This window comes from Methanothermobacter sp. K4 (assembly GCF_022014235.1).
Taxonomy (GTDB): Archaea; Methanobacteriota; Methanobacteria; order Methanobacteriales; family Methanothermobacteraceae; genus Methanothermobacter.
Genome location: NZ_JAKLTD010000001.1, coordinates 142,789 through 156,317, shown reverse-complemented (window position 1 = coordinate 156,317; position 13,529 = coordinate 142,789). Strand labels below are relative to the sequence as shown.

Genomic DNA, 13,529 nt, shown 5'->3' with positions numbered 1-13,529 from the left:
CATGAAAAACATACGGGGGATACATATGGAGATTGTCAAGAGGAACGCCAGTGAGATATTGATCCTCCTACCTCCGGTCTTCGCATTCCTCCTAGCACTCGTACCGTCCCTGAAGTACAGCACCCCACTTACATGGGATATCTACTACCACATACATAATGCTATGCTTTACATGGAGAGGGGCATCGTGTTCTGGGATCCACTTACATGTGCCCCTTACGGGAGACCCATATGTTATCCACCCCTTTTTCATATAATGTTGATCCTCCTTGTTAAAATCACAGGTCTTGACTTTTTAACTGTGTCAAGGTTCATACAGCCAGTGATAGCATTTCTGATTATCCTGTCCTTTTCTTATGTTGCAGGAAGATTCTATGGATTTTTGACAGGATTTCTGACTGGAATGCTTTCAATTTCAAGTCTATTCTTCTTAAGGATAATCATGCCCATTCCAGAGGCCATGGCCATGATATTCGTGCCTTTTTTTGTTTATGGTTATCACCTTTCCATGGAAAATGACTCTAAACTTTATCCACTCCTCACGGGCCTTATCCTTGGAGTGCTGCTGCTGACACACCTCCTGTCTGCAGCCCTGGTCCTTTCAGTGGTGTTAATATCGGCACTGGCTTCCCGAATCTGCGGTTACAGTATAAAACCTGGAAATCTCCTGGTGATTATCTTAACAGGTGCTATGCTGGCGATGATCTGGTACGCGCCTCTTCTAATTAGATATGGGTTTTTCTTCAGGCCACCACCAGCAGACCCACTTTCCATTGCAGCTTACATGCACCATTTCGGGGCATTGCTCATAGTGCTTGCGCTGACAGGCTTAATCTGCGCACTTAAAAGAAGGGAGAGGAGAGACATCCTGATGACCACCTGGTTCATATTTGTTCTGGCTCTGAGTGCCGGTTACACTGTGGGATTGAAGGTCCTATCTGATAGGATACTGTACTTCGCCCTCTTTCCTGCAGCAGCAATGGGGGCCAGCATCTTTAATTCAATGAGGATGGCTGATAGGAGATGGCCTGTTTATGTTATGGTCCTGTTCATCTCAGTTTACTCCCTGTGCAGCGGCTATGGAATTGCAAGCACCGTGAAGCCGGAGGTTTCTGAATCTGAACTGGAAGTCGCCCAGTGGTTTGAGTATAATGGGGACCATAAAACCGTTGTTGTGTCTGATTACCATATTCAGCCGTTAATCGTTTCTATTGCAGGGCAACCGGTATCTGCAGGCGGCTATGCCCCTGGCTCTAAAGAGACGATTGATGCCCGGAAATACACCATCACCCTTGATTATACAGAGGATGATATCAAAATAGACGGGGTAGGTTATATAATCCTTGACACTGAAAACAGGAAAACACCCCCCTATTCACGAGAGGTCTACAGAAACATGGATTTTGTGGTTTATAGGGTGGGAGTTTATTAAGATCCCTTACGATCAATAATCATAGATGAGGTATAAAAATGAAGAGACTCTTCGGTACATTCGGTGTTAGGAGACTTGCAAATGAGGTTTTAACTCCGGAATTCGCATCTAAACTTGCAGCGGCATATGGTTCCATTGTAGATGGAAAAATCGCTGTTGGGGGGGATACACGAACATCTACGATCATGATAAAAAATGCAGTTATATCAGGCCTTCTATCAAGCGGATGCGATGTTGTTGACCTGGGGATACTGCCAACACCTGCGGTCCAGTATGCGGTGAGGAACTACTATGATGGGGGCGTTATCGTGACCGCTTCCCACAACCCTCCAGAGTACAATGGCATAAAATTCGTTGACGGTGACGGTATAGGAATCCCTGATGGGATGGAGGAGGAAATAGAGGATATCTTCTTCCAGGAAAAATTTAAGAGGGCTCCATGGAATGAGATAGGCCATCTAACAGTCAATCAGGGCATAATAGATGAGTACCAGGAGGAGGTTATAGGGAGGGTCGACGCGGAGGCCATCAGAAAGAGAAACTTCAGGGTGGTTGTGGACTGTGGCTGTGGTGCTGGATCCTACACAATGCCATACATCCTCAGGAAACTGGGATGCAGTGTTGTGACCCTAAATTCCCAGCCTGATGGGTTTTTCCCCGGCCGTGACCCTGAACCTGTCCCTGAGAACCTATCTGAGCTCATGGAGACCGTCAGATCAACAGGGGCTGATCTGGGGATAGCCCATGATGGTGACGCCGATAGAACAATATGTATAGATGAGAAGGGTGAATTCGTCCTCGGTGATAGGACCTTCGCCCTTGTGGAGAAGAGGATGCTCCAGGAAAACGGTGGCGGAATAATAGTTACAACAGTTGCGACATCCTCAGCAATATACGACGTGGCAGATGAGAACAACGGTGAGGTGATCGCAACCGCTGTGGGGGACCTACTTGTAGCCAGAAAACTTAAAGAAACAGGCGGTCTCTTTGGCGGTGAGGAGAACGGCGGCCTGATATTTCCTGATTTTGTATATGGAAGGGACGCTGCCCTTACAGCCGCAAAGATCCTTGAGATAATGGCACATGAAGGAAGGCCCCTCTCGGAACTTGTATCAGAGCTGCCATCATATTACTCCGAGAAAAAGAAGGTAAAATGTCCCGATGAAATCAAGGGTGATGTCATGGAACTGGTGGCTGAAATGGTGGCCAGTGAACCAGGGGTGAGAGATATAGATACAACAGATGGTGTTAAAATCTTCAGGGATGATGGTTGGGTTATAATACGGCCATCAGGCACAGAACCAATATTCAGATGCTTTGCAGAGTCAGAAACCCAGGATAACGCCACTAAAATGGCTGAATGGGGAATATCCCTGGTGGAAGAGGCCATTGAGAAACTTGGGAAGGTCTAAAGGTTTTCAAGGCACTCCTCCAGCAGTATCTCTGCATCCTCATTTTCAGGGTTTAACTGGAGGGCCCTGCTGAATGAATCCAGGGCCTCCTCAAATCTTTCAAGTTCCAGGAGCGCAACCCCAAGGTTGGTCCAGTAGACATCATTCTCTGGATCCATTTCAATGGCCCTTCTGTAGCATTCAACGGCCTCTTCAAATCTTTCAAGCTCAAGAAGGGCGTTACCCTTACGGTTCCAGAGATTGGGGTCCTGTTCATCTTCAAGGGCCAGTTCAAGTGCATTGTTGTAGGATTCAAGGGCATCCTCCATCCTTCCAAGCTCTGAGAGCAGGTTTCCCCTCGCGGTCCATAACTCAGCATTCCGGGGGTCCCTTTCAATTGCCTTCTCATAGAATTCAAGGGCTTCAACCGGCTTTTCAGCCACCTCAAGCATAACACCTCTCCAGTAAAGCAGGGCAGGATCATGGGACCTTATCTTCAGGGCCCTTGAACTGGCCTCAAGGGCCTCATCCACGTCACCAGCATTCAGGAGGGCTATGGCCATGTTGTTCCATATATACGGATTTTCAGGTTCTATTCTTATGGCTCTCCTGTAGTTTTCAAGGGCTTCATCGAACCTCCCAAGCCTTGTGAGATTGTCTGCCAGCCTGTTAAGCACGTAAACATCGTCAGGATCAATTCGGAGGGCCGCAGTGTAACATAGGCGGGATTTATTGAATTTTCCTGAATCAAAGAGTATGTCGGCCCTTCTGGTTATCATGGCTTTTTCATCGATCTTTTTACCCTCCCATTCCTCCACCGGAAGCTTTCTGAACCTTATAACCTGGAATTCGGTTTCATCATCCACATCACCCTGATACATCCTTTTGAATTCTTCCTCCAGTTCCATGGCATCCCTGAATCCATCCTCCCTTGCCAGTTCATCGTTCTTCCTGAGCTCACCGAACCTGACGGTTTCAACGTCTGTGACCACTGCCTCGAATACCTTCTCACGGTCCTTGGAGACAAGGTTCCAGTAACAGTGAAGACGATCACCCACCCTGAGTGGTCTCTTCCATTTCCTGCGTATGGTCATGGTCCTTTTTCCTGTTACAAGGTCAATCTCCCTGCTGCTGAATGATAGTATGGGCAATTTGTTATCTCCCCCGATTATTGAATTTCTTCCTCTCCGAATTCCTCGGTACGTATTTTAACCTTCTGGAAATATTTTTTAATCTTCAGGGCAAGTTCCCTGAGCAGGCGTGGTGATGGAGGCTCCAGAGACCTCAATTTTTCATCCAGGACCACCCTGTTCCTGAACTGCTGGATAACATAGAGGTCACAGTCTATGGACTCTGCGATAATCCTGAGGTCCTCCTCGTCCATGAGGCCGGGTACAAAGGTTGTCCGGCATTCAACCGTGACATCTGAGTCGGCAAGAAGACGGAGGCTCTCCCTCACACCATCACATCTCGCACCGGCAAGCACCCCGTAACGGTGGAAGGGGGCCTTCACATCCACTGCAACATAATCAAGTAAGGGTAGCAACCTCCTGAGGGCCCCAGGGGAGTAACCATTGGTGTCAAGCTTTGTATGGAGCCCGAGGGAACGCGCGTGCCGTAGTACTACCTCAACATCGTCCACCTGGAGGAGGGGCTCACCACCACTCACCACGACGGCATCAACAAACTCGGAGTATTTCTCCATGTCCTCCAGGATATCTGAGAGATCAACTTCCACCCCCCCATCTATGAGTTCGGGGTTATGGCAGTAGGGGCACCTGAAGTTACACCCTGCTGTGAATATCACAAGGGAAAGCTTACCTGGATATTCAAGGGTTGAAACTGCCATTGAACCTATTTTCATTGAAATCACGATATGATCTCAGCGAGAACCTCAAGGAACCGTTTATCCTCCTCAAGGGTTCCAACACTCACCCTTATCCAGTACTCATCGAGACCTGCAAATGAGGTGCAGTCCCTCACGATGATCCCCTTCCTGAGGAGCTCCTCTGCAAGTTCAGCAGCGGTTTTACCCGTACCCCTCACATCAAGGAGGATGTAGTTTGCATATGATTCAAAGACCCGGAGGCTTTCAAAATTCTTAAGTTCCCCATACAGGTATTCCCTGCTCTTTATGGAGTACTCCGCAGATTTTTCTATGTAATCCCTGTCCCGGAGGGTTGCAAGGGCCGCTGCATGGGATAGCCTTGTGAGGCTGAATACAGGTTTAACCCGGTGCATGTACTCTATAACCGCGGGGCTTCCAAGGCCGTAACCTATCCTCATCCCTGCAAGACCCATTACCTTCGAGAAGGTCCTCATTATAAAGATGTTCTCATGGTCAGATAGGAGATCAACATTGTTGACACCTGCAAATTCAAAATAGGCTTCGTCAACAACCACAAGGGCGTCTGTGGACTCTGCAACAGCCTTTATATCCTTCTTATCTATAAGACCGCCTGTGGGGTTGTTGGGTGTGCATAAAAATACCAGGCGGGTTGAGTCATCAATCGCATCAAGGACAGATTCAAGGTCAAGGCGGTTCTCCTCAACATCCCACCGTGCATGGACTGGCCTTGCATCATGTGCCTGGAGGGTGTATTCGTAGTACATGTATGATGGCATCGGGACAACGAAGGCATCGCCCGGCTCAATGAATGTTCTACCCAGGACGTCGATGATCTCATCTGCACCGTCACCACCCACTATGACCTGGTTTCCATCCACTCCTGCATAATCTGCTATGGCCTCATGGAGGTCTTCAAGGTTTGATTCAGGGTACCTGTGAGCGGATTCGAGTTCCTCTGACATCGCCTTAACCGCGGCTGGCGATGGACCCATGGGGTTCTCATTGGATCCCAGCTTGATTATATCACTCTCTTTGAGACCGTAGTTCTCTGCTATCTCCTTTATGGATCTTCCAGGTACATATGGCTCCATTTTATGAATTAACGGACGAACTCTGACCATAGAATCACTCTTCAACTCATATTTACAGTTACAGACCCTTTCAGTTTTCAGTCTTCATATTCCTGCGCCAGGTGGAAGTACCTCTCTGCATTCTCCCTTATGGATTCTATCTCCTCATCATTAAGTTCCCTGACAGCCCTTGCAGGAACACCCATGATGAGACTTCCAGGCGGGAAACTTTTACCTGAGGTAACAACTGCACCTGCACCGACAATTGAATTTTCAGCCACAAGGGCCCCGTTGAGGATGGTTGAATTCATGCCCACCAGCACGTTATCCTGTATGGTGCAGCCATGGAGAACCGCGGCGTGACCAACAGAGACGTAATCCCCCACCTTCACAGGGTAGCCGCTGCTTGCATGGACAACACAGTTATCCTGAATATTGGAACGGTATCCGACCCTTATTGGTTCTATGTCACCCCTCAAAACAGCGTTATACCATACAGATGAGCCATCACCTATCTCAACGTCCCCTATTATCCTGGCGCCTTCAAATACACGGTAAGACACATTAACACCCCTTCAATATCAGTGTCAATGATATATTAAGTATTCTTTAATTTCTAAGCCCGCGTTACCACCCCTATCAGTGCCAATGATTTTAAGCCTCAAATACACGGTAAGGCACATCAACACTCCCATCAGTCCCTTACAGTGTACTCCTGTTTGAGTATCACAAGTTTATCAGATGGCACATCCTCATATATGACGCAGCCGGCACCGATACGGGAACCCTTCCCAACCTTGACACCTGGATTGAAGCTTGAGTTTATACCGGTCTTCACACCATCACCAAAAACTGCTCCAAGCTTCCTGCGGCCTGTGTCCACAGACTCCTCCTTAACCATCATACGTACCGGTCCATCATCAAAACGCAGATTGGCTATATTGGTACCGGCGGCTATGTTGCAGTCTGCACCTATTACAGAGTCACCCACATAGCTGAGGTGGTTGACGTTGGTACCATCCATTATGATGGAATTCTTAATCTCAACTGCGTTACCAATGCTCACATTATTCCCTATACATGTATGGGCACGCAGGTAACAGTTGGGCCCTATATCACAGTCTTTCCCGATGTAAACAGGGCCCTGGATGTACGTACCTGACCTTATAATGCTACCATCGCCCACCACAACTGGGCCATGGATGGTCACACCATCCTCCACATCTCCGAGGATGGCTCCTTCAAGGCCCTTCATAAGTTTTTCACTGGCATCCAGAAGCTCCCATGGCCTTCCAACATCTATCCACTCCCTCTCTGATACTATGGCCCTTACAGGGAGGTCGTCCCTCACCTGCATCATTATGGTATCTGTTATCTCGTACTCCCCCCGGCGGGATAGGGGTGTCTGTTCTATGTAATCAAAGACAGCTGGACTGAACACATATATACCAGTATTTATGAGGTTCCCCGCATCAACATCAGGGGATGGTTTTTCGATTATCTCCCGCACACGGTCACCCTCAAGCCTGACAGCCCCAAAAGAACTCGGGTCGAGAACCTCACGGAGAACCATCAGGGTTTCGGGTTTCATATCACTGTAGGCGGATATCAGATCACCAACAAGCTGGGGGTCGGTTATTATGTCACCGTTCAGGACTATGAACTCATCACTCACCATACCTGCGGCCTGACCTATTGCATGGGCTGTTCCAAGGCGTTCATCCTGTTTCACGTAGGTTATATTAACCCCAAATTCGGATCCGTCGCCGAAGTGGGACCTCACCACCTCCTCACGGTAACCGGTTATCATGATTATCTCACTGACACCGTTATCTCTGAGGGCATCAACACTGTACTCCACCATGGGTTTGCCTGCAACCGGCAGCATTGTCTTGGGCCTTGTGAGTGTGAGCGGCCTCATTCTTGTACCCTCACCAGCAGTCAGGACAACAGCCTCCATATCATCACCCTATCATATTTTCAAGGTAAGCACGGGTCTTCTCATGGATCTGACGGGCCTCCTCGTCGGTTTTACCCTCAAGGGTTATCCTTATATAGGGTTCTGTTCCCGAGGGCCTCACAAGAACCCAGCTTCCATCTTTCATTGATATACGGACACCATCTATCGTGTTGATCTCTTTGGCGTCGGTGAACTCACGGCTGAGTTCAGAGGCCACTTTCTTCATCACAGGTCCCTTTTTATCATCCGGGCATGGAACCTTATCCCTTATATTGGGGTAGGATGGCACCTCATCCAGGAGCACAGAAAGGGGGCCCTTTCTTGAGATGAGCTCTGCCACCCTGAGGGCTGAGAGTATTCCATCGGGGCACATGCAGAAGTCAGGGTGCAGCCAGGTTCCTGATGGCTCTCCTCCGAAATCAGCGCCCTCCTCTGCGATGGAGTTTGCCACATGGACATCACCCACCCGCGTCCTTATGACCTCGCCGCAGTCTCCAAGGCATTCATCCACACAGAGGGATGCATCCACGGTCGTGATGATCTTGCCCCCTATCTCCCTTGCCATGAGGGCCAGAAGTTTATCGAAACTTGCGAACCTTCCCCTGTCATCCACCGCAACCATCCTGTCAGCATCGCCATCATGGGCTATCCCCAGATCAGCCCCGGTTGATCTAACAGTCTCCATGAGCTCAGAGAGGTTCTCAGGGACAGGTTCAGGGTCACGGCCCGGGAAAAACCCATCAGGCTGGGAATTTAGGGTCACAACACTGCATCCTGCCATCCTGAATATGAGTGGTGATAGGTGGGAGGCTGCACCGCAGCCACAGTCAATTACAACCTTGAGGGGTCTTTCAATGCTGACCATTCCAGCGACGGCATCAGCATAGTCATCCCTGAGGTCAGCTTCCTTCACTGAGCCGAGACCATCCCATCCCATCCTCTTGAATTCTCTAGAATAGATTATTGATTCTATTGTGCGCTCCTGTGATGGGCTGTAGGCCATTCCATCAGGGTTCCAGAGCTTTATGCCATTGTAGGGTGCGGGGTTGTGGGAAGCGGTTATCATCACACCGGCGTCAGCACCCAGCCTTGAAGCCGCATAACCAACAAGGGGCGTTGGCACCATTCCGAGTCTGATGACGTCACAGCCACACTCGATTATCCCTGCAATCAGGGCACTTTCAAGGAGCTGGCTGGATGTTCTCGTGTCGTAGCCAACAACAACCTTACCCCCTCCCAGGTGGGTTGCAAGGGCCCTTCCAACATCCACTGCAAGTTCAAGCGTTACCTTCTCCCCGAAGCGGCCCCTTATACCAGATGTCCCGAATAATCGCCTTTTCTCTTTCATTTTAAGCCCCGAATTTTTCCTTTCTGTTCATGAGGTCAAGGAGTATGTCCATAACATCAGATCCCCTTATCCTGCAGAGGCCACCAGCAGCCGCGGCTCTCTCACTGAATACACTCACATCATCAACCCGGACCTCTGGCCCATTTATTGTGATGGGGACAGGGTCCCCTGTGTGGTCCATTACGGATACAGGCGTTGAATGATCCGCAGTGAGTATGAAGTAGATGTCATCGCTTATAATGTCACCCAGGATTGAGTCAACCCTCTCTATGAACTCAACCTTACCCTCAAGGTCCCCATCATGCCCAGCCTCGTCTGCACCATCTATGTTTATTAGTAGAAATTCATATTCATCATCAAGGGCATCCCTTATAGCATTCTTTATACTCTCCAGGTCGGTGTCTGTACCCCCGGTGGCCCCTTCAACATCGATCACGTCCATTCCTGTGATGTAACCTATACCCCTTATGAGGCCAGTCTCAGCGATACAGGCAGCCCTCAGACCGTAACGGTCCTCAAATTTTTCAACATCAGGAACAGCACCAGCACCCCGTGGCAGTATTATATTTGCAGGTGCCTCCCCGTTTTTGATTCTTTCCATGTTCACGGGATGGTCCCTGAGGATTTCGTTGGATTCCCTCACAAGTCTGTTAAGTATAGCGGCGGTTTTCTGTGATTCAGGGGATCCATCAAGGGCCTTCACCTTCTTTGGGGGTTTCCCTTCAGTCTTGGGGTCTGCATCTGATACATTATCACCCAGCCCGGGGCCTCTGAGGACCAGAACGGCTCTGTGGCCTGTTGATTCCCTGAAGATTATTTCAACATCCTCAAATCCATCGAGGGTCATTGAATTGATGGCCTCTGCTATCTGGGATGTCCCTGACCTTATGCGGCCGGCCCTTCTGTCGGTTATCACAAGGTCTTCGTCTGCGGTTGCAAAGTTGCATCTGAATGCAATATCCCCTGGTTTCACATCCAGCCCCACACCTGCGGCCTCGAATGGACCCCTTCCAGTGTATACACTGTAGGGGTCATATCCAAGTATGGAGAGGTGTGATGTGTCGCTTCCTGCACGGATCCCTGGTTTTATGGGATCCATTATACCATTGATACCTGAACTGGCCAGCCTGTCCATATTAGGGGTTTCTGCGGCCTCAAGAGGTGTTTTATCTCCGAGGCTTTCAATGGGGCGGTCGGCCATTCCATCTATTATCATTATTACCCCTTTCATGATTCACCCACCTTCCTAGATTTATGGATATCTATGCTAATAAAATTCCTATAACTGCCCCTGTTACCGTTGCAAGGAGGTTAACATGCTCATTGTTGAGGTACTTCCTTCTCTCCAGGACTGCCCCCAGGAGGCTGTCCATGAAGCAGCCCACAGTACCTGCAATCACAGCTATTTTCATTGATTTAAATGGATCGGGACATACACCAAGCATAAACGCTGATAAACCAATTATACCAGCCCCTGCTATCCCAGCGGCGGTTCCAACAATGGATATGCCACCATCTGTGCCCGGTTCCACCCTCTGGAGTGTTGTTATGAGGCGTGGTGTCTGCAGAACACCGATTTCACTTGCCATGGTATCAGCGGTCGCTGTTGCAACGGATCCTATGAACCCTCCGAAGAATCCATCATAGTATCCAAAGGCAGCCATTACAAAGGGCACTATTCCGTTGGATATAACATTCTTGGCACTTCTTGTTCCCTCAAAAACTCCAATGGATTTCTTGTAGTCATGCCTGTACTTTGTTGAGAGAAGGCCAAGAATCAGAAAAATAAAAATGAGAATCAACCAGTTAAAACCGGCAGATAATATTATGAGCAAGCCCATAAGGACCATGAAAAGGGATCCCCATACATCAAGCGCACCTCTCTGATATGTTAAAAATCCAATGAATACGCACAGAAGCACGTATCCAATGTTAAGGTCTGTCATGGGGGTCCCGGTCCATGTTTCAGGCTGGTTCCTCTAGAACCCTTGTTTTTATTATCTCAACCCTCTTGAGGGGGTATATCTTCTTTGCCTGGTGGTATATCTCTGAGGCGATCTTTCCTGTTACAACGCCCTCAACGAATTCCTCAAAGGTCTTTTCAGAGGCTATCTCCTTCACGTGTTCCTCTATGCTCTGCCTCATGTATTTCTGCTGTGAGGACTTGGCCCTCCTGATTGTTATGGCCAGTGGATGGACCTTAAGCTTGTATCCATCCTTTGTTTCAACTATGACCGGGGCATCGACCCTGCTTGTACCCCTCCTTATCATACTTCTGACGTAGTCTGTTGTGACCTGGTGGCCTATGAATTTGGTGGTCGCCTCACTTCCGGCAACATTGTTTATCTGGAACTTCAGCTTGACGTACTGCTTTGAAAAGTCGCCTGTCAGTTCCCTCATTGTCGCCTCAACCCTCCTCTTGAGGAGGAAATCAGGGTCCCTTGATGGTGTTGTTCCTATGTCGTTTTCTCCAAACATTTTAGGACTCTTTATCACATACCATTTCTTCTCTTTCCATGTATCACGTACTCTCCTTCTTCGAGCCTTTGCCATTATATCACCTTAAATTTAACACCGTAAAAACAGCTGGTTTAATATTAGTTCAAAAAATTCATCTTAACTGGTTAAACCATGATAGGAAGTTTCTACACCGCCAGTTATGAATAGTCTATAATTATGATGAGGCAGTATTTAAACCTTGACATCCTGGGGGTATATGGTTCACCTTAAGCTGCGGTCCCCCTGAAATATGTGGGTTCACCTCGGGGCTTTCGCGCTGGATTTTCAGATGGTGGAGTTCATGAATTCAAAGTGCCTCACCCACCTTTCCAGGACCTCATCCACCAGCCCCTCGTCGGCCACAAATTTTAAACCAGCATCCTCAATTCCCATCTTCCCTTTCAGACCCACCTGGACGGCTATCACAACATCACAGTCCATTATAGAGTCTAGAACCTTTCTCCACTGGTGCTTATCACCTTCAGCGATATCAACAGTTCTCTCCTCAACGAATTCCATTTCTCCGTCGATGTAGTCATATATTAAAAGTTTTGAGGCCCTTCCAAAGTGGAGGTCCACCTCCTCCCCGTTGGAGGAGGCGACTGCTACCCTCATACTACTCCCCGCTGCGAATCCTCTTTATGAGCTCAGCCACGTTCTCCCCGAAGCGCCTTATGGTTTCGATTCCTTCATCATCATCCTCAACCTCGCCTGGAGCCCATCCAAATACCATGTTCCAGTAGGTTGAACCGGGGACTATCATGTCATTTATGAAGTAGAACATGAGGAGTTCCTGTATCGTTGCTGTGTGGCCTCCCCGCCTCGCAACTGCGATGGGGCCCCCCACCTTCCAGCTCAGGAATCCGTCTGAGACCCTTGAAACCATCCCAATACGCTGCAGGGCTGACATGAGGTCACCTCTGGCTGTGCCAAAGTATACCGGGGTTGCAACTATAAACCCATCGGCCTCCCTTATCTTGTCGATTATCTCATTGAGGCCGTCATCGATCTTGCAGCGGTGCTTCTTTGCATAGCTGAGGCAGGCCCGGCAGGACTCTATATTCATCCCCCTGAGGGATACTATCTCACATTCAACACCACTACTCTCCACAGCATCCCTGCAGTGCTCAAGGACCATCATGGTGTTACTTTCTTTTCTGGGACTTGCAGATATCATTAAAACCTTCAAGGACATTCCTCCATATTTTCATTAACTTCAGCGCCGCTCAGGGCGCTCTGACAGCTACAGGTAGGGTTTCTGGGGAGCCCTGAAATTGCCCCCTCAAGTGTGTCTATGAGATCCCCCCTCCTCTCCTCCATAACCTCAAATACCTCTGTGATGGTGAGTTTTGAGGGGGATATGGATGCAGCGTAGTTTGAAACCAGGCATATGCTTGCATAGCACATCTCGAGTTCCCTTGCAAGTACAGCTTCCGGTATTCCGGTCATTCCAACAACGGTGCCTCCGAGTGACTTGAACATCCTTATCTCGGCGGATGTTTCAAACCGCGGCCCCTCGGTGCAGACGTATACACCACCATCAACTGCACCAGAGGACTCCACCAGTGCAGAGCGAAGGTCCCTGCAGTAGGGCTCTGTCATGTCCACGTGAACGGTCCTCTCATCATAGAATGTTGAGGGCCTGTTTTTTGTGAAGTCCAGGAAGTCGTCCGGGACGACAAATTCCCCCGGTCCTATGGATTCTTCAAGGGAACCCACAGCGTTTGTTGCCAGTATCTGTCTGACACCCAGCTTCCTCAAGCCCCATATGTTTGCCCTGTAGTTGACCATGTGGGGTGGGCTCTCATGGCCCCTGGAGTGCCTTGGCATGAATGCCACATCCCTGCCATGAAGCCTGAAAACTGATATTTCGGGTGTTCTGCCGTATGGTGTCTCCACAGATTCCCTTCCAATTATTCTGCCATGTTCCACTATCTCGTATACCCCTGTACCTCCGATGAGCCCTATCATTGATTCACC

14 protein-coding genes are annotated in these 13,529 nt (G+C 49.0%); 2 read left to right on the top strand and 12 right to left on the bottom strand.

Annotation, left to right across the window (positions count from 1 at the left end):
• Positions 1–25: 25 nt before the first annotated feature.
• On the top strand, positions 26–1,432 hold the full coding sequence (locus L5462_RS00870; protein ID WP_237778958.1) for a hypothetical protein: 1,407 nt from the start codon (positions 26–28) through the stop codon (positions 1,430–1,432).
• 38 nt (positions 1,433–1,470) lie between these two features.
• Positions 1,471–2,844, top strand: coding sequence for a phosphoglucosamine mutase (gene glmM / locus L5462_RS00865; protein ID WP_237778957.1), 1,374 nt, complete (start codon positions 1,471–1,473; stop codon positions 2,842–2,844).
• On the opposite strand, the gene L5462_RS00860 is transcribed toward glmM (L5462_RS00865), so the two are convergent.
• The 12 genes from L5462_RS00860 to mtnP form a co-directional block, all read right to left on the bottom strand.
• The gene (locus L5462_RS00860) at positions 2,841–3,974 is read right to left on the bottom strand and encodes a tetratricopeptide repeat protein (protein ID WP_237778956.1); all 1,134 of its coding nucleotides are present in this window, start codon (positions 3,972–3,974) and stop codon (positions 2,841–2,843) included. The two genes, glmM (L5462_RS00865) and L5462_RS00860, sit on opposite strands and share 4 nt — an antisense overlap.
• A gap of 17 nt (positions 3,975–3,991) precedes the next feature.
• On the bottom strand, positions 3,992–4,687 hold the full coding sequence (locus L5462_RS00855) for an anaerobic ribonucleoside-triphosphate reductase activating protein (protein WP_237778955.1): 696 nt from the start codon (positions 4,685–4,687) through the stop codon (positions 3,992–3,994).
• Between the two features lie 5 nt (positions 4,688–4,692).
• Positions 4,693–5,793, bottom strand: a complete 1,101-nt coding sequence (gene hisC, locus L5462_RS00850) for a histidinol-phosphate transaminase (protein ID WP_237778954.1) — start codon at positions 5,791–5,793, stop codon at positions 4,693–4,695.
• 47 nt (positions 5,794–5,840) lie between these two features.
• On the bottom strand, positions 5,841–6,305 hold the full coding sequence (locus L5462_RS00845) for a gamma carbonic anhydrase family protein (RefSeq protein ID WP_237778953.1): 465 nt from the start codon (positions 6,303–6,305) through the stop codon (positions 5,841–5,843).
• A gap of 131 nt (positions 6,306–6,436) precedes the next feature.
• Positions 6,437–7,702 carry a bifunctional sugar-1-phosphate nucleotidylyltransferase/acetyltransferase gene (gene glmU / locus L5462_RS00840; RefSeq protein ID WP_237778952.1) on the bottom strand — a complete coding sequence of 422 codons (1,266 nt, stop codon included), beginning with the start codon at positions 7,700–7,702 and terminating at the stop codon, positions 6,437–6,439.
• A 4-nt stretch (positions 7,703–7,706) separates the two neighbouring features.
• Positions 7,707–9,050, bottom strand: coding sequence for a phosphoglucosamine mutase (gene glmM, locus L5462_RS00835; protein WP_237778951.1), 1,344 nt, complete (start codon positions 9,048–9,050; stop codon positions 7,707–7,709).
• Between the two features lies 1 nt (position 9,051).
• Entirely contained in the window at positions 9,052–10,281 is a 1,230-nt protein-coding gene (locus L5462_RS00830; protein WP_237778950.1) for a 2,3-bisphosphoglycerate-independent phosphoglycerate mutase, read from the bottom strand.
• A gap of 31 nt (positions 10,282–10,312) precedes the next feature.
• Positions 10,313–10,996, bottom strand: coding sequence for a TIGR00297 family protein (locus L5462_RS00825; RefSeq protein WP_237778949.1), 684 nt, complete (start codon positions 10,994–10,996; stop codon positions 10,313–10,315).
• A gap of 19 nt (positions 10,997–11,015) precedes the next feature.
• Entirely contained in the window at positions 11,016–11,603 is a 588-nt protein-coding gene (locus tag L5462_RS00820; RefSeq protein WP_237778948.1) for a 30S ribosomal protein S3ae, read from the bottom strand.
• Between the two features lie 231 nt (positions 11,604–11,834).
• Positions 11,835–12,164 carry a NifB/NifX family molybdenum-iron cluster-binding protein gene (locus tag L5462_RS00815; RefSeq protein ID WP_237778947.1) on the bottom strand — a complete coding sequence of 110 codons (330 nt, stop codon included), beginning with the start codon at positions 12,162–12,164 and terminating at the stop codon, positions 11,835–11,837.
• Between the two features lies 1 nt (position 12,165).
• Positions 12,166–12,726 carry a flavodoxin family protein gene (locus tag L5462_RS00810; protein WP_370637004.1) on the bottom strand — a complete coding sequence of 187 codons (561 nt, stop codon included), beginning with the start codon at positions 12,724–12,726 and terminating at the stop codon, positions 12,166–12,168.
• An 8-nt stretch (positions 12,727–12,734) separates the two neighbouring features.
• On the bottom strand, positions 12,735–13,520 hold the full coding sequence (mtnP, locus tag L5462_RS00805) for an S-methyl-5'-thioadenosine phosphorylase (protein ID WP_237778945.1): 786 nt from the start codon (positions 13,518–13,520) through the stop codon (positions 12,735–12,737).
• Between the last annotated feature and the right edge of the window lie 9 nt (positions 13,521–13,529).